Source organism: Devosia sp. Root685 (assembly GCF_001427875.1).
Taxonomy (GTDB): Bacteria; Pseudomonadota; Alphaproteobacteria; order Rhizobiales; family Devosiaceae; genus Devosia.
Genome location: NZ_LMHK01000003.1, coordinates 232,534 through 258,408, shown reverse-complemented (window position 1 = coordinate 258,408; position 25,875 = coordinate 232,534). Strand labels below are relative to the sequence as shown.

Genomic DNA, 25,875 nt, shown 5'->3' with positions numbered 1-25,875 from the left:
TCTAACACCGGGCAAATTCGGCTCGGGAGATGCATATGGCCAAGCGCAAAATTGCGGTGATCGGGGTGGGCAAGATTGCCGTGGACCAGCACCTGCCGGTGATCGACGCTTCGGACGATTTTGAACTGGCCGCGACCGTTTCTACCCGCGGCGTGGGCCATGGCTCGGTGCCGGTGTTCAAGACGCCGGGCGAACTTTATGCGGCCATGCCCGAAATTGGCCTCGTTTCCATCTGCACGCCGCCGGGCATTCGCCACACCTACGTTCGCGAGGCGCTCGACGCGGGCAAGGACGTGATGATGGAAAAGCCGCCAACGACGACGATTTCGGAACTGGATGACCTGATCGCGCACGCCAAGCGCCTCGACCGGGTGCTGTATCAGACCTGGCATAGCCAGTTTAATGCGGCGGTCGATCGGGCCAAGGTTTTGCTGGCGGACGAGGGCGTGGTTTCGGCGCGCATCGATTGGCGGGAAAGCGTGCGCAAGTGGCATCCGGGGCAGGATTGGGTCTGGGAGCCCGGTGGGTTCGGCGTTTGCGATCCCGGTATCAATGCGTTTTCGATTTTTACCAAAGTCATGCCGTTTCCGGTTTTCGTTGCAAGCTCGAAGCTGACTTTTCCAGCCAATCGGCAGACGCCGGTCGATGCCGATATCGTCTTCAAATCGAGCCAGGCGCATCAGCCGAAATTGTCGTGTGGGTTCAACTGGCTCGAAGAATCAGGGGAAATCTGGACCATCCGGTTTGAGACGGGGCGGGGTAACGAGATCAAGCTTGAGAATGGCGGGCGGAAGCTCGTGGTCAATGGCGAGACCGTGCTCGAGCATGGCGACCTTGAATATTCGGCCATGTATGACCGGTTTGCGGACCTGCTCGACGGCCACGAAACCGATGTCGATGCGGCGCCGCTGCGGTTGATGGCGGATGTGTTTTTGCTGGGCGCCCGGGTCAATGGGCCGGAGTTTGAGTGGTAGGCGCTCCAACACCGGGGCACGCCCTCGTGGTTCGAGGCTACGCTGCGCTTCGCACCTCACCATGAGGGCTACTGGGGAGTCGGTGGCTTGGGCTGAAGCTTGGGGCTTGGGCTTGGGCTAAACGCCGTCCAAAATCCGCTGGTGATCCAGCTCCAGACACGCAGTCAGATGTTCGCGAGCGTCTTCGACATTGCCGGCTTCAATCGCCAAAATGACCTTTTCCAACTCGGCGGCTGTTGCTTCGCAATAGGCCATCACCGTGTCGCTGCGGCGGGTGAGCGCCACCGCAAGCAGCAGTTCGACGACGCTGACGACGCCGCGAAGCAGGGTGTTTTGCGAGCTTTCGGCGATGAGGCTGTGGACTTCCAGACACGCGAGGCCGAATTGTTCGAGGCTGTCGCCGGCCGTCGCGGCCTGGTGCAGCCAGTATTTCATCAGGCGGACATGTTCGGCGGTGCGGTGGCGAGCGGCGGCGGTGACGGCGGGGAGTTCGAGGGCGGCGCGGACTTCGAAGAGGTTTTCGTAAAAGCGCCGATCATGCGGGGCGTGGAAATGCCAGGCGAGGACCTGGCTATCGAAGAAATTCCAGCGGCTTTTGGGCGACACGCGGGTGCCGACTTTGGGACGCGCCTCGACGAGGCCCTTGGCTTCGAGGGTTTTGACCGCCTCGCGCAAAACCGTGCGGGAGACGCCATAGGTTTCCATCATGACGGCATCGCTGGCCAATACGGAGCCGACCGGGAACTCACCGCTGACGATGGCCCGGCCGATTTCGTTGATCACGAAAGTATGGAAATTGCGCGCAGCATGCCGCCCCGAAAGGGACCGGATGAGGCTGCCAGCTTCGATCATGATTTCTAGGCCTTGGCGGCTTTCTCTCCGGGTGCGGACGCCACGAATATCAGGCGCTGCAGCACGATGAACAGGAACAATAGAATGCCAATGACGATTTTCGTCCACCAGCTGGAAAGCGTGCCATCGAAGATGATGTAGGTCTGGACGAGACCCAAGAGCATCACGCCGATGAAGGTGCCGAGGACGAAGCCATGGCCCCCTGTGAGAAGGGTGCCGCCGATGACCACGGCACTGATGGCGTCGAGCTCGACGCCGACCGCGGCCAGCGGATAGCCGGCAGAGGTATAAAGGGAAAAGACGATTCCCGAAATGGCGGCGAGAACGGACGACAGCGCATAAATGGCGACCGTCGTGCGGGCGACCGGCACACCCATCAGGGAGGCGGAAACCGGATTACCGCCGAGGGCATAGACATAGGAGCCGAATTTCGTGCGGTGGGCGATGAGCGCCCCGATGATGAAGATGGCGACCATGGTGAGGCCGATGAAACTGAGCCTGCCGCCACCGGGGAGGCGAATGGTGAGGTCGGAAATCCAGGCGTAGAATTCGTGATTGATGGGCACGGAATCGCGGGTGATGACCGAGGCGCCGCCGCGGGCGAGGAACATGCCGGCGAGGGTGACAATGAAGGCGGGCACCTGCAGATAGTGAATGGCAAGGCCCATGGTGGCGCCGAATGCGCCGGCAACGAGAATGGCAATGGCGAAGGCCAAAAGCGGGTGCATGCCGGCCCAGGCGATGAGCACGGCGACAAGCACGCCGGTAAAGCCGATGACGGCGCCAACCGAAAGATCGATGCCGCCCGACAAGATCACAAAAGTCATGCCGACGGCGGCGATGCCCAAAAAGGCATTATCGGTGAGGAAATTGCCGAGGACCCGTGTCGAGAACATCGAGGGGAACTGCATGACCGCCAGGGCATAGGCTATCGCAAAAATCAGCGCCGTGGCGAGTAGGGGGCGAAGGGAGCGGTTCATTTCGCTGGTACCTTGGCGGCTGGCTGCAAACGGGGCGGCGCGAGGCGGCTCGCTAGGGGAGACTGGATGACGAGGACGATGAAGATCAGTCCGGCCTTGACGATGAGGTTGAATTCGGGCGGGAAGCCGGAGACGAGAATGCCGGTGTTCATCGCCTGGATAATGAGGGCACCGATGACGGCGAGGGGCACAGAGAAGCGGCCGCCGAGGAGCGAGGTGCCGCCGATGACGACGGCGAGGATGGCGTCGAGTTCGAGCCAGAGGCCGGCATTGTTGGCATCGGCGCCGCGAATGTCACCGGCAACAATGATACCGGCAATGGCAGCACAGAAGCCCGAGAGCGAATAGACCAGCAGCAGCAGCATGCGGCTGCGGATGCCGGCAAGGCTCGCTGCGGCGCGGTTGACGCCGACGGCTTCGATGAAGAGGCCGATGGCGGTGCGCCGGACGATGAGAGTGACCACCACCATCAGCACGAGGGCAATGACGGCGGCCATGGGGAAGCCGAAGAAGGAGCCGGTGCCGATATAGATGAGCAGGGGATCGTTGAAGGTGACGATGAAACCTTCAGTGATGAGCTGGGCGATGCCGCGACCGGCGACCATCAGCACAAGGGTGGCAATGATCGGCTGGATATCGAGAACGGCGACCAGGATGCCGTTCCAAAGGCCGCAGAGGAGGCCGACGGCGAGCGCGGCGACGACGGCGATGGGGGCGGGATAGCCAGCAACGACCATCGTGGCAGCCACGGCGCCCGCGACGGCCATGACGGCGCCGACGGAGAGATCGACGCCCTTGGTGGCGATGACGCCGACCATGCCGACGGCCAGAATGGCGACCGGGGCGCCGCGATTGATGACGTCAATCAGCGAGCCGAAAAAGCGGCCATCCTGCCAGGTAACGCGGAAGAAATTGGGGAACAGGAGCCAATTGATCAGCAGCACGCCGATCAGGGCGAGGAGTTGGGGATTGGCGAGTTTGAGGAGCGAGCGGCGGATCATGCTGGCGCTCCGTCCCTGTGATTGGCGATGGCCTGCACGATGACCCCGGGATTGATGTTTTCGCCATTAAGCTCGGCGACGAGTTCGCGATCGCGCATGACGACGATGCGGGAGGAATAGGCGACGACTTCGTCGAGTTCGGAGGAAATGACGACCAGCGCCAGACCTTCATCGCGCAGGCGATTGATGGTGCGGACGATTTCGGCATGGGCGCCGACATCGATGCCGCGGGTCGGCTCGTCGAGAATGAGGAAGGCCGGATCGGTGGCGAGCCAGCGCGACAGGATGACCTTTTGCTGATTGCCGCCCGAAAGCAGTTTGACCGGCATATCGAGCGAGGCGGCGCGGATATCCATGGCTTCGCCGAAGCGGCCGGCGATTTCCATCTGTTCGTCGCGGTTGAGGGCGCTGAACCAGCCGAGTTTTCCCTGCAGCGCGATGACGATGTTTTCGCGTACCGAGAGATCGCCGAAAATGCCTTCGGCTTTTCGGTCTTCGGGGCAGAAGCCAAAGCCGTGGGCGATGGCGTCGGTGGGGCGGGAGATGGAAGTTTGCGTGCCGGAGACGGAGACGGTGCCTTCATCGGCTGCGTCGGCGCCGAACATGATGCGGGCCATTTCGGTACGGCCGGAGCCGAGAAGGCCGGCGACCCCGACGACTTCGCCCTTGTGGATGGTCAGGTTGAAGGGGTGAACGCTGCGCTTGCGGCCATAGTTTTTGAAATCGAGGAGGACTTCGCCAAGGGGGCGGTTTTCTTCGAGTTTGGTGGCGCCGGAAAAGGCGATGTCCTTGCCGAGCATGAGGCGGACGACATCGGTGCGGGTCAGGGTATCGAGGGATTTTGTGTCGATCAGTTTTCCATTGCGGAGGATCGTTACGCGATCGGCGATGGCAAAGACCTGATCGAGGAAATGGGTGATGAAGACGACGGCGAGGCCGGATTTCTTGAGGTCGACGATGATCTCGAAGAGACGTTCAACCTCGTTGCGATCAAGGCTGGCGGTGGGTTCATCCAGGATCAAAACCTTGCCCGAGAGTTCGACGGCGCGGGCGATGGCGACGATTTGCTGGACGGCGACAGAATGAGCGCCGAGTTCGCTCGAGGGGTCGATATTGAGGCCATAGCGGGCGAGGACTATCTTGGAATCGCGCTCCATCTTGCGGCGATCGACGAAGCCGAAGCGGGTGGGCTGGTGGCCGAGATAGAGGTTTTCGGCGACGGAGCGATTGGGCAGGAGATTGACTTCCTGGTAGACCGTGCCGATGCCATAGGTCTGGGCGTGCTGGGGATTGTTGAGGGTCGCGGGGACGCCATCGACAAGCACTTCGCCAAGGGTCGGCTGGTAGGCGCCGGTCAGGATTTTTATCAGCGTCGATTTGCCGGCGCCGTTTTCGCCAAGGAGGGCATGGACCTCGCCGGGTTTTAGGCCGAAGTCGACTTTGTCGAGCGCGACATGGTTGCCGAAAATCTTGACGATTCCGCGCGCTTCGAGCGCGTAGCCGGTGTCCGTCATTGCCCCTCCCCTGCCGCCTTTGGGGCGGTCTAGTCCATTCAGTGTCGCCCGTTCCGATCGCCGTGTCATCCCCGCGAAAGCGGGGATCTCCGTTTCGAAAAGGGGGATTCCCGCTTTCGCGGGAATGACGTCGTGGGTGGATGGGCGGCAGCGGAGTGTGCCGCCGCCCGTTCCTAGCGGAGGTTCTTAGTAGCCAAGGCCCTTGCGGCGGTCGTATTCGCCGGCCGGGTCGTCAGCAGCGGTGTAGAGCTTGGACTCGGTGATGATGAACTTTTCCGGTTCCGTGCCGTCGGCGAGGTAGGCGGCGAGAACGTCGAAGGCGGGGCCAGCCATGTTCGGGGTCAGTTCGACCGTAGCGTTGGCTTCACCGGCCGCGATGGCGGTGAAGATATCGGGCACGGCGTCGATGGAGACGACGAGGATGTCGGTGCCGGGCTTCAAGCCAGCGTCCTTGATGGCCTGGATGGCGCCGACGGCCATGTCGTCATTATGGGCATAGACCGCGCAGATATCGGCGCCGCCATTGGAGGATTTCAGGAAAGCCTCCATGACTTCCTTGCCCTTGGAGCGGGTGAAGTCGCCGGTCTGGCTCTGGGCGATCTTGACATTGGCGTGGCCGGCAATGGCTTCTTCAAAACCCTGCTTGCGGTTGATCGCCGGGCTCGAACCCACGGTGCCCTGGAGTTCGACGACATTGCAATCCTTGTCGCCAACGGTCTGGACCAGCCAATCGCCGGCAACGCGGCCTTCCTTGACCTGATCGGAAGCAACCGAAGTCAGGTAGAGGTCTTCCGGCGCGTCGACGCCGCGGTCGAGCAGGATGACGGGGATTTCGGCTTCCTTGGCTTCCTTCAAAACGTCGTCCCAGCCGGTGGCAACCACGGGGGCAACGAGGATGGCGTCAACGCCCTGGGCGATGAAGCCGCGAAGCGCCTTGATCTGGTTTTCCTGCTTCTGCTGGGCATCGGCAAATTTCAGATCGATGCCGCGTTCTTCAGCCTGCTGCTTGGTCACGGACGTTTCGGCGGCGCGCCAGCCCGATTCCGAACCGATCTGCGAAAAGCCGATGACCTTGCCGGTCAGGTCCTGCGCCAAGGCAGCGCCGGACAAGGCGGTAGCGAGGCTTGCCGCGAGGGCAAGCTTGGTAATGATGCTCACGATGGATCCTCCCAAATGACCACCCGGCGTATTCGCTTCGGGCGATGAGGGGACGCTATATAAAGTACTATTATATGTAAAGAGGGTTCGAAGCGGAAACGAAAACGGCGACCCCGAGGGATCGCCGTTTCGGTCTTGAGCTCTCCAGCATGGGACGAAAAGCTCTTGTTTGCGCGTGACTTAGTAGTCGAACTGCTTTGAGAGGGTCAGCTTGAAAGTACGGCCCTTGGAGTCCGAGTTCGAGAGGTTGTCGCGATAGTCGGCGTTGAAAATGTTTTCGACGGAGGCCTGGAACTGGGTCCCCTCGAATACGCCATAGTCGGGCTTCCAGGAGGCGAAGAGATCGTAGGTCTGGTAGCCCTTGCCGGGCACGATGGCCCGACCATTGGCAGCGGCAATGCTGTTTTCGGAGTTGGCGACGAACTTGGCGCGAGCGCCGAATTCGACATTGTATTCGGGAACGCGCATGCCGGCGGAGAGAACAACACGGTGCGCGGGGATCGTACGGAGCGGATTGCCCGTATTGTTGTCGTAGCCCCAGGTGGCCGTATAGGCCGCGTTGGCGAAGAACATATCCGAATTGTAGGCCGCTTCGACTTCGACGCCATAGATGCGGGCGCGGTCGATATTGGCGTACTGGAAGGCCGTCGGATAGCCCGTGCTGCTGGCGCTGGTGCTGCTGGCGATGAAGTCATAGAGGTCGTTGTAGAAGCCGGTGGTCTTGACCGAAGCCTGATCGCCCGAAGCGAGCAGATCATAGCCCGAGACGGTGAAACCGGCCTCGTAATTGATCGCCGATTCCTTGCGCAGGTTCATGCTCATGCCAGCGCCGGCAGCCGTCGAGACGCTATAGAGTTCGTCGATCGTGGGAAGGCGTTCGGTGCGGGCGATGGAGCCGAACACGCCAAAATTGTCGTTGATCTCATAAAGGGCAGCGAGCTTGGGCGAGTAGGCTTGATTGGACACATCGCGCGCGCCAGTGATGGCGGCATCGGGCGAGATGTGGCTGAAGTCGGCACGGACGCCGCTGATGATCGTCAGGCGATCATCCCAGATGAATTCGTTCTGAGCAAAGAGGCCAAGCTTGCTCTCGACGCCTTCCGGATGGGACAGAAGACGGGGGCGAGCAACAGAGGTCCGTTCAGCCAAGCGGTCCTGGTGGCTGGCCTGGAAGCCGAAGGTGAAGAAGTTCTCGAAATTGTCGCCCGTCCACTCGACGGTATTGTCAGCCTTGAGCTGATAGGTGCGGTAAATGTAGTTGGTGTCGTCGAGGATCCACATGCTCGGCGCGTTGCGCGGCAGCGTGGAGGTCGAGCCAGACTGGTCGTTCGACGTGTTCGAATAGGAGAACTGGACGTTGAGGTCGACCCATGGATTGGCGCTGTCCGGGTTCTCATAGGCGAGGACGAAGGTGTCGTCGGTGACCTTGCGATTGATCAGGCCAAAGGCGGCGTTGTCATTGAGGCCGGCATTGATCTGGGTCTGCACATAGGGCTGATCTGGATCGTCCGAGCTCCAGCGCTGATAGGAGGCGCGCAGCACCTGCTCATCATTGTCACCAAAGCGCGCCGTGCCCTTGATGAGGCCCGAAAGCGAAGTGAAATCGGTGCCCGGAGCGACCGAACCGTTGGCATAGGTGAATTCGTTGGCGCGGCGCCAGTTGCCGGCGGCTAGAATGTCAAAAGTGTCGTTGACGGTGTGGGCCCAGATACCCGAAGCCAGCGTGCCATTGCCGTTGGAATCATAGGAGGTCTTGAGGCGAACCGCGCCGGTATTGCCATCCTTGATGAAGTCCGAAGCATCCTTGGTGACGAAGTTGATGACGCCGCCAATGGCGCCCGCGCCATAAAGCGTCGAGGACGCAGGGCCGCGCAGAACTTCGACCTGCTTATACAGTTCGGTATCGGAGAAGAACGAGCCCATGCGGTATTGCTCGTTGAACTTGGGCACGCCATCGACATTGACCACGATACGGGCCGCATCGGCGGTATTCTCGGTGATGCCGATGCCGCGGATATTGAAGGCCTGACCGAGCACCTGGTCCGAGCCGAGCATGGTGACGCCGGGAACGCTGGTAAAGACATCTTTGATCGTCGTCGCCTGCTTGGCGTCCAGATCTTCCTGATTGAGCACCGTCACGGCCTGGGGCGTGTTGATCGCCACTTTCGGCGCGCCGGCGCCGATGACGAGGCGCTCGAGAAGAGTGATATTGGTTGCGTTGACATTTTGCGCGACAGCCCCCTGTTGCGCAACGATTGTCAGCGCGACGCCGCCCAAAAGCGCGGCCGCGCGTGACCTGACCAGCCCCATGTCTGTCTCCAGTTTTTAAAGGTCTTCTTGTGATCGGCTGGCTGGCAGAGGGCTGGCGGACCGGCTGAAAGAATGCTGACTCTTTCAATCACCTATTGCGCAGATAATTTATTATGGCTAAAGAAGTCAAGTTTAATTCTCCTGCCGCGACGTCTCTTGGGGACGTCTTAACGACCTGACTTCATTGGATAAATTATGCCCGCGAATGACCTCCCTGCCACAGAAAACCAGACGAAAATCGTCACGAGTGACGAGATCCTGGGTGGTGGGAACGAGATTCAGATCGAGCACAAAGGCATGATCTATCGATTGCGGGTTACGCGGCAGGACAAGTTGATCCTCACAAAATAGGCCCTTTCCCGTGACCGAAACCGCCGCCAAAACCGCCGAAGATATCCGCAACCTCCGCGCGCTCCACCCGCAGATGCGCGAACGCGATTTTGCCCGTATCCACGGCATTGCCGAGGGGCAGCTCGTGGCCGCCGAAGTCGGCCTTTCCGCCATTCGCATCCGCGCCGATGTCGAGGCCGTGCTCACGGGATTGACGAGCGTCGGCGAAGTCATGGCGCTGACGCGCAATGAAAGCGCCGTGCACGAAAAGATCGGGCCCTATGAAAAGGTCTCGTTCAACCCCCATGCCTCGATCGTGCTCGGCGAACAGATCGACCTCCGGATTTTCCCCAGCCGCTGGGTACATGGCTTTGCCGTTGAAAAGACGGCGGAAGACGGTTCGACCAAGCGCTCGCTGCAGTTTTTCGATCGCGCCGGCAATGCCGTGCACAAGGTGCATGGGCGCCCGGCGACCGATATTGCTGCATGGAATGCGCTGGTGGAAACGCTGCGCCACGACGAGCAGGCCAATGTCATCGCGGTGACGCCCTACGCGCCGGCCGTTATCGAGGGCGAAGCGGCCGGCGTTGACGCGCTGCGCGATGCCTGGGCGGCGATGACCGATACGCACCAGTTTTTCGGGCTGCTCAAGAAGCTGAACTTTGAACGCCTCAACGCGCTTGAAACCGTGGGCGCGGACTTTGCCTGGCAGCTCGACCATGCCGCCGTCGAAAGCATGTTCCGTGGCGTCGCCGGCACTGACCTGCCGATCATGGCCTTTGTGGGCAATGACGGCTGCATCCAGATCCATGCCGGCCCGATCAGCAATGTCAGCCCCATGGGTCCCTGGCTCAATGTGATGGACGAGACTTTTCACCTGCATCTGCGGCTCGACCACGTGGTGGCGGCCTGGGCGGTGCGCAAGCCGACCAAGGACGGGCACGTCACCTCGGTCGAGCTCTATGACGAAAATCGCGAGCTGATCATCCAGTTCTTCGGCAAGCGCCATGAAGGCGAAGGCGAGCGCGCGGAATGGCGCGCCGTCGTCGAACAGCTGCCGCTTTTCGCAACCTCCAACGCCGCTTGAGATTTTTCACATGCATATGCGCACAATGACTTCCCTTGCTGCAGCCCTCATGGCGGCGGCGTTTGCGGCGGCGCCGGTTTCGGCCGAAGACCTCCACAAGTTCGCCGACACCGCGCGTCTTGTTTCGATCGGCGGTTCGCTGACCGAGATTTTCTATGAACTCGGCGCCGAAGATTCGCTGGTCGCCCGCGACCAAACGGCGCTTTATCCCGAGGCGGCGCTGGCGCTGCCGGACGTGGGTTATATGCGGGCTCTTGCGCCCGAGGGCGTGCTCTCGGTCAATCCGAGCGGCCTTCTCGTCATCGAAGGCAGCGGCCCGCCGGAAGCACTCGAAGTGCTTTCGCATGCCGGGGTCGAATACCAGACCGTGCCGGAAGGCTATTCGGCAGAAGGCGTGCTCACAAAAGTGCGTGCCGTGGGGCAGTCGCTGGGTCTTGAAGATAAGGCCGAAGAATTGGCGAGCAAGCTCGAAGGCGAATTCGCGGCGCTCAAGACGCGGACCGATGCCATTGCCGAGCCGAAGACGGTGCTGTTTATCCTTTCCAATCAGGGTGGCCAGATCCAGGCTTCGGGCGTGGGCACGGCGGCCAATGGCATTATCACGCTGGCTGGCGCTGATAATGCCGTCACCGAATATGAGGGCTATCGCCCGCTTTCCGAGGAAGCCATTACGGCGGCTGCGCCTGACGTGATCCTGCTGATGGATCGTGGTGGTGACCACAGCGCCAATGAAGCCGAGCTGCTGGCCAACCAGGCCATCGCGCTGACCCCAGCCGGCCAGAACAAGGCGATCTATCGCCTCGATGGCGCGTATCTGCTCGGCTTTGGCCCGCGCACGGCGGCGGCGGCCAATGAACTGGCCGACCTCGTCTACGGCGCGCAGTAACGGACGTCCTATGGCCAGCACCATGTCTCTTCCTGCCAGAGCCCTAACCCGCCCCGCCGGCGAGGCCGCTGCTCGGCCCGCCGGGGATCGCAGCCATATTGGACGCATCACCGTCATTGGCCTCGGTTTTGCGCTGCTGCTGGCCATGGTGCTGTCCATGACGACCGGCGCCTCGGGCGCCTCGGCGATCAATCTGATCTTGCATTGGCTGGGTTTTGGTACGGACGACACGGCGGCGCTCAGGGACTATGCCGTGATCGTCAATATCCGCATGCCGCGAATGATCCTCGGGGTTCTTATCGGCGCGGGGCTGGCGGTTTCGGGGCTGCTGATGCAGGGGCTGTTTCGCAATCCGCTGGCCGATCCCGGTCTTGTCGGGGTGTCGAGCGGGGCGGCGCTCGGCGCCGTCGTCATTATCGTGCTCGGGGGGACGGCGCTGGCGCCGTTCACCACCGCGCTCGGCATCTGGTCGCTGCCCGCGGCGGCGTTTGGCGGCGGGCTGGTGACGACCTTTGTTCTTTATCGCGTGGCGACGCGGAGCGGGCAGACAGCGATTGCCACCATGCTGCTGGCGGGGATCGCCATCGCTGCGCTGGCTGGTGCTTTCAGCGGCGTCCTCACCTATCTCGCGAGCGACAACCAGTTGCGCGACCTGACATTCTGGGGCATGGGGTCGCTGGCCGGGGCCACCTGGATCAAGGTCCTGTCGGCGGGGCCGATCATTTTCGTGGCGCTCGTTGTGGCCGGGTTTCTGGGCAAGGGGCTCAATGCCATGACGCTGGGGGAGGCCACCGCGTCCCATCTCGGCGTGCCGGTGCAGCGGTTCAAGCGCGTCACCATCGTCGCCGTAGCGGCGGCAACTGGCGCCTCGGTGGCGGTCAGCGGCGGCATTGGTTTTGTCGGTATCGTCGTGCCGCATCTGCTGCGTCTCGTGATCGGGCCGGACCACCGCTATCTGCTGCCGGCCAGCGCGCTGCTGGGCGCAACCTTCCTGCTGTTTTGTGACGCGCTGAGCCGCACTATCGTGGCGCCGGCCGAATTGCCGATCGGCATCGTCACGGCGGCCTTTGGCGGCCCATTCTTCCTCTGGATCCTGCTGCATCGCCGCAGCGCTTTTGCCTGGTGAGATCAATGATTGCCTTGGACAGCGTGGACGTCTCGGTGGGTGGCCAGAAAATCCTTCACGGCGTTTCCATGGAAGCGCCGGCCGGAAAATTGACGGCTATTATCGGGCCCAATGGCTCGGGTAAATCGACGCTGCTCAAGGCGCTGTGCCGGGACTATGACTATTCGGGCACGATTTTTCTCGACGGGCGCGATATTGCGAAGATGAGCCCGGTGGAGATTGCCGGTCTCCGCGCCGTGCTGCCGCAATCGAGCAATCTGCCCTTCCCTTTCACGGTGCGTGAAGTGGTTGCCATGGGGCTGACGGCGGGACGGCCGGGGGTACATCCGCGCGCCTTGCAGCATCTGCCGGAAGAGGCGCTGGCGCGGGTCGATCTCGCCGGGTTTGGCGCGCGCTTTTATGGGGAGCTATCGGGCGGCGAGCAGCAGCGGGTGCAATTGGCGCGGGTGCTGTGCCAGGTGTGGGAGCCTGTCATTGATGGCGTGCCGCGCTATCTCTTCCTCGACGAGCCGGTTTCGAGCCTGGATATAAAACATCAGTTGATGATCATGGATGTGGCCAAGCGCTTTGCCCGCAGCGGTGGCGGCGTCATTGCCGTGTTGCATGATCTCAATCTGACGGCGCTTTATGCCGATGGGATAACGGCGCTGCGCGAGGGCAAGGTGGTGGCGAGCGGGCGGCCGGAGACGGTGCTGACCGACCGGGTGCTCGAAGCGGTGTTCGATGTGCCGCTGAAGGTCGGGGCCGCGCCGAGGCCCGGCACGCCCTTCGTGCTGCCGCAGTCTGTGCATTTGTCAGGCGCGATGCACGTCGCCTGATTTGCTGCCCTATTGCAGTTGGGGCTTACTTAGAAAATCGTTGCGATCGGCGGTCTTCACCCGCAGCCAGGATTCGCGGCCGGAGCGGACAATGCGCAGGGCGAATTCGGAACCGGCGGGGGATTTGGCCCAGAGCTTTCGGTAGAAATCGCCGAGGCCCTCCACCTCTTCGCCATCGAGTTCGGAAATGACGTCGCCACTCCTAAGGCCGGCTTGTTCGGCCGGGCCGCCATCGGACACATTCATCACCACGACGCCGTTGTTGCGCTCGGCCGAGAAGACGCCGAGCCAGGGGCGGGCTTCGCGCTGTGCCTGGCCCCGGGTGATCAGATCGTCGAGAATGGGTTTAAGGAGATCGATGGGGACGACCATGTTGATATCGGTGGTGTCGCCCGATTGCAGCATTTGGAGGCGCAGCGAGCCCACGCCGATCAGATTGTCATTGTCATCAAGAAGCGCCGCGCCGCCCCAGGACGGATGAAAGGGCGAGGTGAAGAGCGCCTCTTCGAGCATATATTCCCAATAGCCGGCGAATTCCTGCTTGGCGACGATTTCGTTGACGACCTCTTCCCCTTCGCCGTCAATGATGCGGCCGACATCGCGCACTTTTGCCCCGGTCGAGCTACCGAGGCGCAAAGCGGGCAGATCGAGGTCGCCCATGGCCTGAACGAGACCAAAACCGGTTTCCTGATCATAGGCGACGACATGGGCCGGCACGACGCGCTCGTCGTGGGTCGTGAGCCAGACTTCTTCGGCCTCGGTGATGAGATAGCCGATGGTGACGACGAGGCCTTCGTCATTGATCACGGCGCCGCTGCCTTCTCGGACAGTGCCGAGGGTCGCAGCGGTGAACGCCGTGTCGGGAACCTGAGCCCTCAGGGCAACGATGGAATGGCGCGCATTGATGGGCATGGTGCATCCCCTGTTTGTGCTTTCCCCCATTAGATATGGCGCATCGCGGCAGAAGCAAGACGAGGGTGTTCAGCCATTCATAAATGAATGATTATCGCCGGATTTTGGCGAATTCTATTCGCCTGTGATGAAGCTTAGGTTTTGCTCAACACGGAAAGGAATTTTGCCATGAACGGTATTGCTTCGACGAAGAGCCCTGCATTCAGCCTCAATGCTATTGCGCTGCAGCGCCTGGAAGGACTGGTGGCGCTTGGATTTGGCGTCGCCGCCTATGCCTGGCTGGGGCAATCCTGGCTGGTGTTCGGTCTGCTGTTCCTGGCGCCCGACCTTTTTATGCTGGGTTATCTGCGCTCGGCCCGGGTCGGGGCGATGACATACAATCTCGCGCACACCTATGTGGCGCCGGCGCTACTGGCTTTGCTGGGACTTTTTGTGGGTCCATTGGCGTTTGGACTGGCGGCGATATGGGTGGCGCATATCGGGTTTGATCGCATGCTGGGCTATGGGCTCAAACTTAATGGCGGTTTTGAGCAGACGCATCTGGGGCTGATCGGGAAGGCGCGGCGGAAGTAGGGGAGGCCAAGGCCCCCTCGCCCGGCCCTGCGGGCCGACCTCTCCCCCAAAGGGAGAGGTGCCGCTCCGCGACTTTGGCACACTCCCACCTCTCCCTCTGGGAGAGGTCGACGGCAAAGCCGGCGGGTTAGGGGGGGGCTTTTTTCACTTCGCCACGCGATAATCCATGTGCGTCACGTAGCGCGTGGCGCGGGCAGCGATGGGTTCGAGCGTGGCAGTCATGCCATCCCAGAGACTTTCGCCCTGTCCGGCGATGAGCGGGACAATCTTCAAGTGCAGGGTGTCGACGACACCGGCATTGAGATAGTGCCGGAGGGTGCTCACACCGCCGGCGATGGCGACGTTGCGTTCGCCGGCAGCCTCGCTCGCCCGCTGCAGAGCGACGTCGTAGCCTTCGGTGACGAAGTGGAAGCTATTGCCGCCCTCCATGTGCAGGGGCTCGTGCTGGTAATGGGTGAGGACGAAGACGGGGGCGTGATAGGGCGGATTGTCGCCCCACCAGCCGGTCCATTCCGGCTCCCAGACCGTATCGCCGGGCGCTGCGAACATGTTGCGGCCCATGATATAGGCGCCGTAATCGGTTATGGCGGCGACCTCGGCCTTGTTGTTCTCCCGATCCTGGAACATCCAGCGGGCAAGCTGCTGCGGGTCTATGGTGCCGAAGGGTTTTTCGCGCGATTGGTTGAGGCCGGTGCCGAAACCGTCCAGCGTCAGCATCATATGGGCAGATACGGTCTGGGGCATCTTTTGGGCCTCATGATTGTTAAGTTGTTAGTTTAGTATTTGACGTCGAGGCTAGTTTGTCAATGGGGTACCGGGCTCCCGACACCCCCTCCCATCCTCCCCCATCAAGGGGGAGGTGAAGGGACGGTGGACTTGGCAAGGCAGTGCCACACACTCGGTGCAACACCTCCCCCTCGATGGGGGAGGATGGGAGGGGGTGACCGCGTGCGTGTGGGGGCAGCCCTACGCCCGCGGTTTTGGCGTCAGGCCGTGCAGGAACAGATGTTCGAGATAGCGCGCCGCGTCTTCAAACCGGCCTTCGCCGCCGCGCGCCTTGCCGAGGACGGCGCGGACCTGCACGTCGAAATCGGCATAGTGCTGGGTGGTCGCCCAGATGGAAAAAATCAGGTGATAGGGATCGGTGCGGGCGAGCTTGCCCTCGTCCATCCAGGTAAGGAGAACCTGGGCCTTTTCATCGACCAGCGCTTTCAGGTCTACCTCGATCATGTCGATGATGTGGGGCGCGCCGCGCAGCATTTCATTGGCAAAGAGCCGGCTCTGGCGGGGAAAATCCCGCGCCATTTCGAGCTTGCGGCGGATATAGGAGCGGATTTCGACGAAGGGGTCGCCGTCGGCGCGCATTTCTTGAAGCGGGGCCAGCCAGGTGACCAGCAGCTCGGACATGAGACGACGGTGAATCTCTTCTTTCTTGGGAAAATAGTAGAGCAGGTTCGGCTTGCTCATGCCCGCGACCTCGGCGATCTGGTCGATGGTCGAACCGCGGAAACCGTGGGCGGAGAAGACTTCGAGTGCCGCTTCGAGAATGATGTCCTGCTTTTCGCGCTGGATGCGCGTCAGGGGGCGGGCCTTTGCCGGTACGGCAGCCTTCGCATCCGCCTTGTGCTGGCGCTTGGCGGGGGACGGAGAAGGCTCTGCCGCGATCACCTTCGATGACGCTGGCGCGATCGCCTTTGGCGACGCTCGTGAATTCAGCTTTCTGGGCGCCATTTTCGCCTTGCGGGAATGAACAGGAGTGCTAACATTTTTCCAACTGGTCAAAAATCTTGGTTCCGCGGGTGCGTGTCAAGCGCAATCGGGCCGGAAGCGACCGGGTAAGAAAACGGGAGCGTTTTAGCCGTGTCCACCTCCAATGTCGTGCCGAACGATCTCAATGCGTTCTGGATGCCGTTTACGGCGAACCGGCAGTTCAAGAAGACGCCGCGCATGTTCGTGGCGGCCAAGGATATGCACTATACGACATCGGACGGCAGGCAGGTGCTGGACGGGACCGCGGGCCTCTGGTGCTGCAATGCCGGACATGCGCGGCCGAAAATCGTCGAGGCGATCGCCAAGCAGGCAGCGGAATTGGACTATGCGCCGGCCTTTCAGATGGGGCACCCCAAGGCGTTCGAGCTGGCCAACCGCATCGTCGATATTGCCCCCAAAGGGCTCGACCATGTGCTGTTCACCAATTCCGGTTCGGAATCGGTCGAGACGGCACTGAAACTGGCTTTGGCCTATCACAAGATTAGGGGCGAGGGTTCGCGCACCCGCCTCATCGGGCGAGAGCGCGCCTATCACGGCGTCAATTTCGGCGGCATTTCGGTGGGTGGTATCGTCACCAACCGGAAAATGTTCGGGACGCTGCTGGCCGGCGTCGACCACATGCCGCATACGCATAACCTGGCAAAGAACGCGTTTTCCAAGGGCGTGCCGGAATATGGCACCGAACTGGCGGACGAGCTGGAGCGCATCGTTACGCTCCATGATGCGTCCACGATTGCCGCTGTCATCGTCGAGCCGGTGGCGGGTTCGACCGGCGTGCTGATCCCACCGCCGGGCTATCTGAAGCGGCTGCGCGAAATCACCAAGAAGCACGGCATTCTGCTGATTTTTGATGAGGTCATCACCGGCTATGGGCGTCTCGGGACACCGTTCGGTGCGGACTATTTCGATGTCGTGCCCGATATCATGGTCACCGCCAAGGGTCTGACCAATGGCGTCATTCCCATGGGCGCGGTGATCGTCTCGGCCGAGATCCACGACGCGTTCATGAACGGGCCGGAACACGTCATCGAATTTTTCCACGGCTATACCTATTCGGGCAATCCGATCGCTTCGGCGGCGGGCCTCGCGACGCTTGAAACCTATAAGGAAGAGGGGCTGCTTACGCGCGGCGCCGAACTGGCGCCGAAGTTTGAAGCGGCGCTCCATAGTTTGAAGGGCCTGCCGCATGTCATCGATATCAGAAATATCGGGCTCGTTGGCGCGATCGAGCTGGAGCCGATTGCCGGGCAGCCGACCAAGCGAGCTTTCTCGGCATTTTTGAAGGCGTTCGAACAGGGCGTGCTCATTCGCACCACCGGCGACATTATCGCGCTCAGCCCACCGCTGATCGTTTCGGAAATCCAGATCGATCAGATCGTCTCGACGCTGGCAGGTATCCTCAAAACGCTTGAGTGAAATAGAACGGATATTCTACATACTCAGATATAGAATATTTGTTCCCAACAAGGAGGGGAGGCCGAAATGCTGACAATCGAGAATGCCGTGGGCGGCAAGCGGTATGTGTCGAACTCGACGCGGCGCGTGCCCGTGTTCAATCCGGCAACCGGTGAGCAGAGTGCGGAGCTGCCGCTCTCGACGCTGGACGAACTCAATGCGGCCGTGGCCAGCGCCGTCAAGGCGCAGGTCGCCTGGGGCAATACCCCGCCGATGAAGCGCGCCCGCGTGATGTTCAAATTCAAGGCGCTGCTCGATCAATATGCTGACGATCTCGCCCGCGAGATTTCCAAAGAACATGGCAAGGTGCATGACGATGCGCTGGGCGAAGTGGCGCGCGGCATTGATTGCGTGGATTTTGCCTGTGGCATTCCGCAGCTCCTCAAGGGCGAATTTTCGCGCAATGTCGGGCCGTCGATCGACAGCTATTCGGATCGCCAGCCGCTGGGCGTCGTCGCCGGCATTACGCCGTTCAACTTCCCGGCCATGGTGCCGATGTGGATGTATCCGGCGGCCATTGCCTGCGGCAATGCCTTTATCCTCAAGCCCTCGGAGCGTGATCCCAGTGCGCCGATGCTCGCCTGGAACCTCTTCATGGAAGCGGGGCTGCCTGAGGGCATTCTCAATGTGATCCACGGCGACAAGGAAATGGTCGACGGGATTTTGGACCATCCCGATGTGAAGGCCGTGTCCTTCGTTGGTTCGACCCCGATTGCCGAATACGTTTATCAGCGCGGCACCAAGGCGGGTAAGCGGGTGCAGGCCCTCGGCGGCGCCAAGAACCACATGATCATCATGCCCGATGCCGATCTCGACCAGGCGGCCGATGCGCTGATGGGCGCGGGTTATGGCTCGGCCGGCGAGCGCTGCATGGCGATTTCGGTAGCGGTGCCGGTGGGCAAGGCGACGGCCGATGCGCTGGTCGCAAAGCTCAAGCCGCGCGTTGAAAGCCTCAAAATCGGCCCTGCGACCGACAAGGATGCCGAAATGGGTCCGGTGGTCACCAAAATGCACCGCGACAAGATTCTCGGCTATATCGACTCCGGCGTCGAACAAGGCGCCGAGCTGGTGGTCGATGGCCGCGGCTTCTCGCTGCAGGGCTATGAGAACGGCTACTATGTCGGCGGAACGCTGTTCGACAATGTCGAGCCGGAGATGAAGATCTACCGCGAAGAGATTTTTGGGCCCGTGCTTTCCGTCGTCCGCCGCGACAGTTTTAAGGACGCCGTCGACCTGATCCATGGGCATGAATATGCCAATGGCACGGCGATCTTTACCCGCGATGGCGACGCCGCGCGTGAATTTGCCGACAAGATCGAAGTGGGCATGGTGGGCATCAACGTGCCGATCCCGGTGCCGGTGGCCTATCACTCCTTCGGCGGCTGGAAGCGGAGCCTGTTTGGCGATCACTCCATTTATGGGCCCGAGGGCGTGCATTTCTATACGCGGCTCAAAACCGTCACCACCCGCTGGCCGGCCGGCATCAAGGGCGGGGCGGAGTTTACCTTCCCGAGCCTCAAATAGCATACTTGGCCCCGCCTCGCATTGCGACGGCGGGGCCTTTTCCATGACCAACCAGAATTATGAGCAAAACCATGACCTCTCCCGGTGAAAACCTTCGTATCAATGGCGATCGGCTCTGGGAGAGCCTGATGGACATGGCCAAGATTGGTCCGGGCGTGGCTGGCGGCAATAACCGGCAGACGCTGACCGATAGCGACAAAGAAGGCCGCGAGCTCTTTCAGCGCTGGTGCGACGAGGCGGGGCTCACCATGGGCGTCGACAAGATGGGCACCATGTTCATGACGCGGGCGGGGACCGATCCCGACGCGCTGCCAGTTTACATTGGCAGCCATCTCGATACGCAGCCGACCGGTGGCAAATATGACGGCGTGCTGGGCGTCTTGGCCGGGCTCGAAGTCGTGCGTTCGATGAATGATCTCGGGATAAAGACCAAGCACCCTATCGTCGTGACCAACTGGACCAATGAGGAGGGCGCGCGGTTTGCGCCGGCCATGGTCGCTTCGGGGGTTTTTGCCGGGGTGCATAGCCTCGACTATGCCTATGGCCGCAAGGACATGGACGGGAAACTCTTTGGCGATGAGCTGAAGCGGATCGGCTGGGTGGGCGAGGAAGAGGTGGGCGCGCGGAAAATGCATGCCTATTTCGAGTATCACATCGAGCAGGGGCCGATCCTCGAGGCCGAGGAAAAGCAGATTGGCGTCGTCACCCATTGCCAGGGGCTGTGGTGGCTTGAATTCACGCTGACCGGGCGGGAGGCGCATACCGGCTCGACGCCGATGACCATGCGGGTGAATGCCGGGCTCGCCATGGCGCGGGTTTTTGAAATGGTGCAGGCCGTGGCGATGAGCGAACAGCCGGGGGCTGTGGCGGGTGTGGGGCAGGTGAAATTCTCGCCGAACTCGCGGAATGTGCTGCCGGGGACTGTGGTGTTCACAGTGGATTTGCGCACGCCAAGCCAGGAAAAACTCGATCGCATGCGCGCCACCATCGAAGCCAAGGCGGCGGATATTTGTGCGGAACTGGGGGTTGGCTGTTCGGTCGAGGCCGTGGGGCATTTCGATCCCGTGACGTTTGATCCGACGCTGGTTGGCCGGGTGCGTTCGGCGGCGGAGAAGCTGGGATATTCGCACATGAACATCATTTCTGGTGCCGGGCATGATGCGTGCTGGGCGGCGAAAGTGGCGCCGGCGACGATGGTCATGTGCCCGTGCGTCGGTGGGCTGTCGCATAACGAGGCTGAGGATATTTCGATGGAATGGGCGGCGGCAGGGTGTGATGTGCTGTTCCATGCGGTGGTGGAAACGGCGGAGATTGTGGAGTGACCTTCGTGCACTCTATCGACCTCCCCTCACCGACTTGGCTTTGCCAGGCCTTGGTCGCTGAAAAGTATCCCGAAGGGGGAGAGGAAGGATGTTTGAGGCTGCGTGGTTCTTCTCCCCATCGGGGAGAAGGTGCCCCGGCAGGGGCGGATGAGGGGGCGCGTTGGTGAACACCCGGCCCCGCCAATTGCGTCGGAACGCTACGGATGCCGAGAACCGGCTCTGGTATGCGCTGCGCAATCGCTCACTCGGTGGCTGAAAGTTCGTGCGGCAGTTTCCAGTGGGACGGTACATCGCCGATTTTGCCTGTCGTGAGGCTGCACTGATTATCGAGCTTGATGGCGGGCAGCATGCCGACAATGCCAACGATGTGCTTCGGACGACATATCTGAATGCGGAAGGCTATGGAGTGCTGCGTTTCTGGAATGGGGACGTGCTGCAAAGTCGTGATGGTGTTTTGTTGTCAATCCTGAGCGTCATTGAGGGCTCCCCCTCACCCGACCTGCGCTACGCTCCGGCCACCCTCTCCCCGAGAGGGAGAGGAATAAGAGGTGTGCGTGGCGCGAACGGTGCCAACTTTCTCAATCAGGCACGATCTGTTCTTCTCCCTCTTGGGGAGAAGGTGGCTCGCCCGCAGGGCGAGACGGATGAGGGGGCTGCGCGTCCGTAGGAAAAACAACAATCCCACCAAAAGCGCTGAGGGGTGCGGGGTGGGCTGAGGGAATGCAAGGGAACGAAGATATGAGCAAAGTTATTAGGGGCGGCACCGTTGTCACGGCTGATCTCAGCTACGTGGCTGATGTCAAAATCGACGGCGATGTCATTGTCGAGATCGGGCAAAACCTGTCTGGCGACGAAGTATTGGATGCCAGCGGCTGCTACATCATGCCCGGCGGCATCGATCCGCATACCCATCTCGAAATGCCTTTTATGGGCACCTATTCGGCGGACGATTTTGAGAGCGGCACGCGGGCGGCGCTGGCTGGCGGGACGACCATGGTGGTGGATTTCTGCCTGCCCAATCCCAATCAATCGCTGCTCGAAGCGCTGCAGATGTGGGACAACAAAACCAGCAAGGCTTCGACCGATTATTCGTTCCACATGGCGGTGACCTGGTGGGGCGAGCAGGTTTTTGATGAAATGGCCGAGGTGGTCGACCGCGGCATTACCTCGTTCAAGCATTTCATGGCCTATAAGGGCAGCCTGATGGTGAACGACGACGAGATGTTCGCCTCGTTCCAGCGCTGCGCGGCGCTCGGCGCCCTGCCCCTGGTGCATGCCGAAAATGGCGACGTCGTTGCGGCGATGACGGCCAAGCTCTTGGCCGAGGGGAATAACGGGCCAGAGGGGCATGCCTATTCGCGGCCGCCGGAGGTGGAAGGCGAAGCGACCAATCGGGCCATCATGATTGCCGATATGGCCGGGGTGCCGCTCTATGTCGTGCACGTTTCCTGCGAGCAAGCGCACGAAGCCATTCGCCGGGCGCGGCAGAAGGGCATGCGCGTTTATGGCGAGCCGCTGGTGCAGCATTTGACGCTTGACGAAAGCGAATACTTTAATCCCGATTGGGACCATGCGGCGCGGCGGGTGATGTCGCCGCCATTCCGCAACAAGGCGCATCAGGATTCGCTTTGGGCGGGGTTGCAGGCGGGGTCGCTGTCTTGTGTGGCGACGGACCATTGCGCCTTTACCACCGCGCAGAAGCGCAATGGGGTGGGGAATTTTGCCAAAATTCCCAACGGCACGGGCGGGCTTGAGGATCGGTTGCCGGTGCTATGGACGGCAGGGGTCAATACCGGCCGGCTGACGCCCAATGAATTCGTGGCTGTCACATCGACGAACATTGCCAAGATTCTCAATATGTATCCGAAAAAGGGTGCGGTGATGGTTGGTGCCGATGCCGACCTGGTGGTCTGGGACCCGAAGCGGAAGAAGACGATCACGGCAAAGAGCCAGCAGTCGGTGATCGACTACAATGTGTTTGAAGGCTTTGAGGTGACCGGCATGCCGCGCTTTGTGCTGAGCCGCGGCAAGGTTTCCATCGTCGAAAGCGAAGTGAAGGCTGAGCCGGGCCATGGAAAATTCGTGGCGCGCGAGGCGAAAAATCCGGTCAATCGGGCGCTGAGCCAATGGAAGGAAATCGTCGCGCCGCGCAAGGTGGAGCGGACGGGTATTCCGGCGACGGGGGTTTGATGGTGAATTTCTTGATCGAGGCGAGCCCCCCCTCATCCGGCGCTGCGCGCCACCTTCTCCCCGAGAGGGAGAAGAATGGTACGGTGTTCGCTATTCCTCTCCCTCTTGGGGAGAGGGTGGATCGCCCAGAGGGCGAGACGGGTGAGGGGGCCTTCTCATGATCCCCGTCGTCTCCGCCCAAAATCTTGGCCTGACCTTTTCCACCAATGACGGCGATGTCGTTGCGCTGAGCGACGTCAACCTGACTATCGAGAAGGGTGACTTTGTTTCCTTCATCGGGCCTTCGGGCTGCGGCAAGACGACGTTTTTGCGCACCATTGCCGATCTTGAACAACCAACCTCTGGCACGTTGCGCATCAACGGACAGACGCCGGAAGATGCGCGCAAGAATCGCGCCTATGGCTATGTGTTTCAGGCGCCGGCGCTTTATCCATGGCGGACGATCGAGAAGAATATCGCCCTGCCGCTCGAAATCATGGGGCATTCGCCTCAGCAGCAGGCGGAACGGATCAAGCGGACCATGGACCTGGTGAACCTTTCCGGGTTCGAGAAAAAGTATCCATGGCAGCTGTCGGGGGGCATGCAGCAGCGGGCGTCCATCGCGCGGGCGCTGGCGTTCGATGCCGATTTGTTGCTGATGGACGAGCCGTTTGGCGCGCTCGACGAGATCGTGCGGGATCATCTCAATTCCGAGCTGCTCAAGCTTTGGGACCGGACGCAGAAGACGATCTGCTTTGTGACGCATTCGATTCCGGAGGCGGTTTATCTGTCGACGAAAATCGTGGTGATGTCACCGCGGCCGGGGCGGGTGACCGATATCATCGAGAGCAACCTGCCCAAGGAAAGGCCGCTCGATATTCGCGAGACGCCGGAGTTTTTGGCGATTGCGGCGCGGGTAAGGGATGGATTGAGGGCTGGGCATTCTTATGAGGAGGTGGTGTGATTTATCGTACTCCCGAGAACAACCCCCACCTAGCCTCCCCCTGGAAGGGGGAGGGACCGACTGGTGGGTTGGGCCAGATCGCGCGTAGGCCACAGGCGCCACCCCTCCCCCTTCCAGGGGGAGGTTGGGTGGGGGTGTTCCCGTCATGAGCCGCGTCCTTCCAATTCTCACCATCCTCATCGCCATTTTTATCTTCTGGTACGCGGCGGCGATCTGGATGAATGCGCCTTGGCAGACCATTCTCAATGAGCGCGCCAATCTGGCCGATGTGCCGTTTTTCGAATTTGCCCAGCAGACCTGGGCGCAGGACAAGCCGATCTTGCCGGTGCCGCATCAGGTGTTTTCCGAAATCTGGAATGCGACCATGGGGCTTGAATTTACCTCCCGGCGGTCCCTGGCGCTGCATGCCTGGATTACGCTGTCGGCGACGCTGCTCGGCTTTGTGCTTGGGACGGGGCTGGGTGTCGCGCTGGCGGTCGCCATTGTGCACAATGATGCGGCGGATCGCTCGCTGATGCCGTGGATCATCGCCAGCCAGACCATTCCGATCCTGGCGATTGCGCCCATGGTGGTGGTGGGGCTCGGGGCGATCGGGCTGACGGGGCTGGTGCCGAAAGCGCTGATTTCGATGTATCTCAGCTTCTTCCCGGTCGTTGTCGGCATGGTCAAGGGGCTGCGCTCGCCCGAGGCGATCCAGCTCGATCTGATGCGGACTTATGACGCTAACCCCTGGCAGGTGTTCTGGAAATTGCGCTGGCCAGCGGCGCTACCGATGCTCTTTGCCTCCATGAAGGTGGGCATTGCCATTTCGCTGATCGGTGCGGTCGTCGCGGAACTCTCCAATGCGGCGGGTGGCGGGTTGGGAGTTCGGCTTCTTACAGGCTCCTACAATGGCCAGACGATCCAGATCTGGGCAGCGCTGTTTCTGGCGGCGGGGCTGGCGGCGGTGCTGGTAGCAATCGTTGGGGCGGCGGAGAAATGGGTCAATGCGCGCAATGGGGTGCGGGCATGATGAAATCCGGTCTCAGTCTCCTGCAATCCGTTCTGGCGCTGCTGGGCGGGCTCACGGCGCTTTGCGGTCTCGTTGGCGCCGCGATCTCGGCGGATGCGGACATTCTCCTCACCGTGGCCGTCGGACTTGGCGCGCTGACGCTGGTGCGCTTCGTGTTCCGCCCCATCAGCTTCTGGCTCGACGGATTGGCTGCCGTGCTGATCGCCGTGGCGCTGGTGCTGGCCCTGCCGAGGGGCAGCGCCATGCCGGGGCATTACTGGTTTGCCATGGTGAGCGCCTGGGCTTTTGCCTGGCTGTTTGTCGATCAGCTTTCGGGCGAAATTCGCAAGGGCACGGTGCCGCGCAAAACCATGGGGCTGCTTATTCCGGCGGTCTTCGGCATTTCCTTGCTGGTGATGTGGGAAATCGTCACGCGCGGCGCCAATGTGCCGCCGGTGCTGCTGCCGGCGCCTTCGGCCATCGGGGCACAGTTGGAGAATTCACGCGGGATTCTCTGGGCCGATTTCGTGCAGACTTTCGTCAAGTCCGTCATTCCCGGCTACATCATCGGCTGCCTTGCGGGGCTCATCGTCGCCATTGCGGTCGATCGTTCGCCCTTCCTCAAAGCCGGGTTGCTGCCGATCGGCAATTTCATGTCGGCGTTGCCGATCATCGGCATCGCGCCGATCATGGTCATGTGGTTCGGTTTCGACTGGCAATCGAAGGCTGCCGTCGTCGTCGCCATGACGTTCTTTCCCATGCTGGTCAATACGGTGGCGGGGCTCAACGCAGCCTCCACCATCGAGCGCGACCTGATGCGGACCTATGCTGCCAACTATTGGCAGACGCTGGTTAAACTGCGCCTCCCCGCTGCGGGGCCGTTTATTTTCAATGCCCTCAAGATCAACTCGACTCTGGCCTTGATCGGCGCAATCGTAGCGGAATTCTTCGGAACGCCTGTTGTGGGGATGGGCTTCCGGATTTCGACCGGGGTGGGGCGTCTCGCCATCGACCTGGTCTGGGCGGAGATCGCGGTTGCCGCGGTCGCGGGGTCCGCCTTCTACGGGGTGATCGCTCTCATAGAAAGGGGCGTCACCTTCTGGCATCCGTCTGTCCGTGGTGGACGGGCGTAGTTAAGAAACAGGGAAAAGGGAACGAC

23 protein-coding genes and 1 pseudogene are annotated in these 25,875 nt (G+C 61.3%); 15 read left to right on the top strand and 9 right to left on the bottom strand.

Annotated features, from left to right (window positions below; all coding sequences use genetic code 11):
- The first annotated feature begins 35 nt into the window (after positions 1-35).
- Positions 36-974, top strand: coding sequence for a Gfo/Idh/MocA family protein (locus ASD83_RS16455; protein WP_056313334.1), 939 nt, complete (start codon positions 36-38; stop codon positions 972-974).
- 117 nt (positions 975-1,091) lie between these two features.
- Here the strand turns inward: ASD83_RS16455 and ASD83_RS16450 are convergent, their stop codons facing one another.
- From ASD83_RS16450 to ASD83_RS16425, 6 genes are all read right to left on the bottom strand, one after another.
- Complete coding sequence (locus ASD83_RS16450) at positions 1,092-1,826, bottom strand: FadR/GntR family transcriptional regulator (RefSeq protein WP_056312933.1); 735 nt, start codon at positions 1,824-1,826, stop codon at positions 1,092-1,094.
- Positions 1,827-1,831: 5 nt separating this feature from the next.
- Positions 1,832-2,806 carry a galactofuranose ABC transporter, permease protein YjfF gene (gene yjfF, locus ASD83_RS16445; RefSeq protein WP_056312932.1) on the bottom strand — a complete coding sequence of 325 codons (975 nt, stop codon included), beginning with the start codon at positions 2,804-2,806 and terminating at the stop codon, positions 1,832-1,834.
- Entirely contained in the window at positions 2,803-3,807 is a 1,005-nt protein-coding gene (locus tag ASD83_RS16440) for an ABC transporter permease (protein WP_056312930.1), read from the bottom strand. The genes yjfF and ASD83_RS16440 overlap by 4 nt, the downstream gene beginning before the upstream one ends.
- Entirely contained in the window at positions 3,804-5,321 is a 1,518-nt protein-coding gene (locus tag ASD83_RS16435; RefSeq protein WP_056312928.1) for a sugar ABC transporter ATP-binding protein, read from the bottom strand. The genes ASD83_RS16440 and ASD83_RS16435 overlap by 4 nt, the downstream gene beginning before the upstream one ends.
- Before the next feature lie 186 nt (positions 5,322-5,507).
- Positions 5,508-6,479: a galactofuranose ABC transporter, galactofuranose-binding protein YtfQ gene (gene ytfQ, locus ASD83_RS16430; protein ID WP_056312926.1), complete on the bottom strand. Its 972-nt coding sequence runs from the start codon at positions 6,477-6,479 to the stop codon at positions 5,508-5,510.
- Positions 6,480-6,659: 180 nt separating this feature from the next.
- A complete protein-coding gene (locus ASD83_RS16425) occupies positions 6,660-8,789 on the bottom strand; it encodes a TonB-dependent receptor domain-containing protein (RefSeq protein ID WP_056312924.1) in 2,130 nt (709 codons plus the stop codon).
- 195 nt (positions 8,790-8,984) lie between these two features.
- Between ASD83_RS16425 and hemP the strand changes: the two genes are divergently transcribed.
- The 5 genes from hemP to ASD83_RS16405 are packed head-to-tail and all read left to right on the top strand — an operon-like array spanning position 8,985 to position 13,036.
- Complete coding sequence (gene hemP / locus ASD83_RS20790) at positions 8,985-9,140, top strand: hemin uptake protein HemP (RefSeq protein ID WP_082561284.1); 156 nt, start codon at positions 8,985-8,987, stop codon at positions 9,138-9,140.
- Between the two features lie 10 nt (positions 9,141-9,150).
- Entirely contained in the window at positions 9,151-10,206 is a 1,056-nt protein-coding gene (locus ASD83_RS16420) for a hemin-degrading factor (RefSeq protein ID WP_056312921.1), read from the top strand.
- A gap of 10 nt (positions 10,207-10,216) precedes the next feature.
- Positions 10,217-11,092, top strand: coding sequence for a heme/hemin ABC transporter substrate-binding protein (locus tag ASD83_RS16415; RefSeq protein ID WP_056312919.1), 876 nt, complete (start codon positions 10,217-10,219; stop codon positions 11,090-11,092).
- Positions 11,093-11,114: 22 nt separating this feature from the next.
- On the top strand, positions 11,115-12,218 hold the full coding sequence (locus tag ASD83_RS16410) for a FecCD family ABC transporter permease (protein ID WP_200946525.1): 1,104 nt from the start codon (positions 11,115-11,117) through the stop codon (positions 12,216-12,218).
- Positions 12,219-12,223: 5 nt separating this feature from the next.
- A complete protein-coding gene (locus ASD83_RS16405; protein WP_056312915.1) occupies positions 12,224-13,036 on the top strand; it encodes a heme ABC transporter ATP-binding protein in 813 nt (270 codons plus the stop codon).
- Positions 13,037-13,045: 9 nt separating this feature from the next.
- Here ASD83_RS16405 and ASD83_RS16400 read toward each other — a convergent pair whose 3' ends face one another.
- Complete coding sequence (locus ASD83_RS16400) at positions 13,046-13,948, bottom strand: S1C family serine protease (RefSeq protein WP_056312912.1); 903 nt, start codon at positions 13,946-13,948, stop codon at positions 13,046-13,048.
- A 168-nt stretch (positions 13,949-14,116) separates the two neighbouring features.
- On the opposite strand from ASD83_RS16400, the gene ASD83_RS16395 reads away from it, so the two are divergent.
- Complete coding sequence (locus ASD83_RS16395; protein WP_056313330.1) at positions 14,117-14,521, top strand: DUF4260 domain-containing protein; 405 nt, start codon at positions 14,117-14,119, stop codon at positions 14,519-14,521.
- 144 nt (positions 14,522-14,665) lie between these two features.
- On the opposite strand, the gene ASD83_RS16390 is transcribed toward ASD83_RS16395, so the two are convergent.
- On the bottom strand, positions 14,666-15,265 hold the full coding sequence (locus tag ASD83_RS16390; RefSeq protein WP_056312911.1) for a dihydrofolate reductase family protein: 600 nt from the start codon (positions 15,263-15,265) through the stop codon (positions 14,666-14,668).
- A gap of 222 nt (positions 15,266-15,487) precedes the next feature.
- Positions 15,488-16,252, bottom strand: a complete 765-nt coding sequence (locus tag ASD83_RS16385) for a TetR family transcriptional regulator C-terminal domain-containing protein (protein WP_082561283.1) — start codon at positions 16,250-16,252, stop codon at positions 15,488-15,490.
- A 174-nt stretch (positions 16,253-16,426) separates the two neighbouring features.
- Between ASD83_RS16385 and ASD83_RS16380 the strand changes: the two genes are divergently transcribed.
- The 8 genes and pseudogenes from ASD83_RS16380 to ASD83_RS16350 all read left to right on the top strand — a co-directional run bounded on the left by ASD83_RS16380 (position 16,427) and on the right by ASD83_RS16350 (position 25,849).
- Positions 16,427-17,707, top strand: a complete 1,281-nt coding sequence (locus ASD83_RS16380) for an aspartate aminotransferase family protein (RefSeq protein ID WP_056313327.1) — start codon at positions 16,427-16,429, stop codon at positions 17,705-17,707.
- 66 nt (positions 17,708-17,773) lie between these two features.
- The gene (locus tag ASD83_RS16375) at positions 17,774-19,270 is read left to right on the top strand and encodes a CoA-acylating methylmalonate-semialdehyde dehydrogenase (RefSeq protein ID WP_056312909.1); all 1,497 of its coding nucleotides are present in this window, start codon (positions 17,774-17,776) and stop codon (positions 19,268-19,270) included.
- Positions 19,271-19,341: 71 nt separating this feature from the next.
- Positions 19,342-20,592: a Zn-dependent hydrolase gene (locus ASD83_RS16370; protein ID WP_056313326.1), complete on the top strand. Its 1,251-nt coding sequence runs from the start codon at positions 19,342-19,344 to the stop codon at positions 20,590-20,592.
- Positions 20,593-20,755: 163 nt separating this feature from the next.
- Positions 20,756-21,259, top strand: a pseudogene (locus tag ASD83_RS21510) (endonuclease domain-containing protein).
- Between the two features lie 71 nt (positions 21,260-21,330).
- Positions 21,331-22,782, top strand: coding sequence for a dihydropyrimidinase (gene hydA / locus ASD83_RS16365; protein WP_056312907.1), 1,452 nt, complete (start codon positions 21,331-21,333; stop codon positions 22,780-22,782).
- A gap of 157 nt (positions 22,783-22,939) precedes the next feature.
- The gene (locus ASD83_RS16360) at positions 22,940-23,725 is read left to right on the top strand and encodes an ABC transporter ATP-binding protein (protein ID WP_056312905.1); all 786 of its coding nucleotides are present in this window, start codon (positions 22,940-22,942) and stop codon (positions 23,723-23,725) included.
- A 145-nt stretch (positions 23,726-23,870) separates the two neighbouring features.
- The gene (locus ASD83_RS16355; protein WP_056312904.1) at positions 23,871-24,737 is read left to right on the top strand and encodes an ABC transporter permease; all 867 of its coding nucleotides are present in this window, start codon (positions 23,871-23,873) and stop codon (positions 24,735-24,737) included.
- Positions 24,737-25,849 carry an ABC transporter permease gene (locus tag ASD83_RS16350; RefSeq protein ID WP_082561282.1) on the top strand — a complete coding sequence of 371 codons (1,113 nt, stop codon included), beginning with the start codon at positions 24,737-24,739 and terminating at the stop codon, positions 25,847-25,849. Before ASD83_RS16355 ends, ASD83_RS16350 begins: the two co-directional genes overlap by 1 nt.
- Positions 25,850-25,875: the final 26 nt, after the last annotated feature.

Excerpts from the sequence above, each read along its gene's own strand:
- ASD83_RS16455 (WP_056313334.1), top strand. The coding sequence starts at position 36 with ATGGCCAAGCGCAAAATTGCGGTGATCGGGGTGGGCAAGATTGCCGTG.
- ASD83_RS16450 (WP_056312933.1), bottom strand. The coding sequence starts at position 1,826 with ATGATCGAAGCTGGCAGCCTCATCCGGTCCCTTTCGGGGCGGCATGCT.
- yjfF (WP_056312932.1), bottom strand. The coding sequence starts at position 2,806 with ATGAACCGCTCCCTTCGCCCCCTACTCGCCACGGCGCTGATTTTTGCG.
- ASD83_RS16440 (WP_056312930.1), bottom strand. The coding sequence starts at position 3,807 with ATGATCCGCCGCTCGCTCCTCAAACTCGCCAATCCCCAACTCCTCGCC.
- ASD83_RS16435 (WP_056312928.1), bottom strand. The coding sequence starts at position 5,321 with ATGACGGACACCGGCTACGCGCTCGAAGCGCGCGGAATCGTCAAGATT.
- ASD83_RS16425 (WP_056312924.1), bottom strand. The coding sequence starts at position 8,789 with ATGGGGCTGGTCAGGTCACGCGCGGCCGCGCTTTTGGGCGGCGTCGCG.
- hemP (WP_082561284.1), top strand. The coding sequence starts at position 8,985 with ATGCCCGCGAATGACCTCCCTGCCACAGAAAACCAGACGAAAATCGTC.
- ASD83_RS16415 (WP_056312919.1), top strand. The coding sequence starts at position 10,217 with ATGCATATGCGCACAATGACTTCCCTTGCTGCAGCCCTCATGGCGGCG.
- ASD83_RS16410 (WP_200946525.1), top strand. The coding sequence starts at position 11,115 with ATGTCTCTTCCTGCCAGAGCCCTAACCCGCCCCGCCGGCGAGGCCGCT.
- ASD83_RS16405 (WP_056312915.1), top strand. The coding sequence starts at position 12,224 with ATGATTGCCTTGGACAGCGTGGACGTCTCGGTGGGTGGCCAGAAAATC.
- ASD83_RS16400 (WP_056312912.1), bottom strand. The coding sequence starts at position 13,948 with ATGCCCATCAATGCGCGCCATTCCATCGTTGCCCTGAGGGCTCAGGTT.
- ASD83_RS16395 (WP_056313330.1), top strand. The coding sequence starts at position 14,117 with ATGAACGGTATTGCTTCGACGAAGAGCCCTGCATTCAGCCTCAATGCT.
- ASD83_RS16390 (WP_056312911.1), bottom strand. The coding sequence starts at position 15,265 with ATGCCCCAGACCGTATCTGCCCATATGATGCTGACGCTGGACGGTTTC.
- ASD83_RS16385 (WP_082561283.1), bottom strand. The coding sequence starts at position 16,252 with ATGGCGCCCAGAAAGCTGAATTCACGAGCGTCGCCAAAGGCGATCGCG.
- ASD83_RS16380 (WP_056313327.1), top strand. The coding sequence starts at position 16,427 with ATGCCGTTTACGGCGAACCGGCAGTTCAAGAAGACGCCGCGCATGTTC.
- ASD83_RS16375 (WP_056312909.1), top strand. The coding sequence starts at position 17,774 with ATGCTGACAATCGAGAATGCCGTGGGCGGCAAGCGGTATGTGTCGAAC.
- ASD83_RS16370 (WP_056313326.1), top strand. The coding sequence starts at position 19,342 with ATGACCTCTCCCGGTGAAAACCTTCGTATCAATGGCGATCGGCTCTGG.
- hydA (WP_056312907.1), top strand. The coding sequence starts at position 21,331 with ATGAGCAAAGTTATTAGGGGCGGCACCGTTGTCACGGCTGATCTCAGC.
- ASD83_RS16360 (WP_056312905.1), top strand. The coding sequence starts at position 22,940 with ATGATCCCCGTCGTCTCCGCCCAAAATCTTGGCCTGACCTTTTCCACC.
- ASD83_RS16355 (WP_056312904.1), top strand. The coding sequence starts at position 23,871 with ATGAGCCGCGTCCTTCCAATTCTCACCATCCTCATCGCCATTTTTATC.
- ASD83_RS16350 (WP_082561282.1), top strand. The coding sequence starts at position 24,737 with ATGAAATCCGGTCTCAGTCTCCTGCAATCCGTTCTGGCGCTGCTGGGC.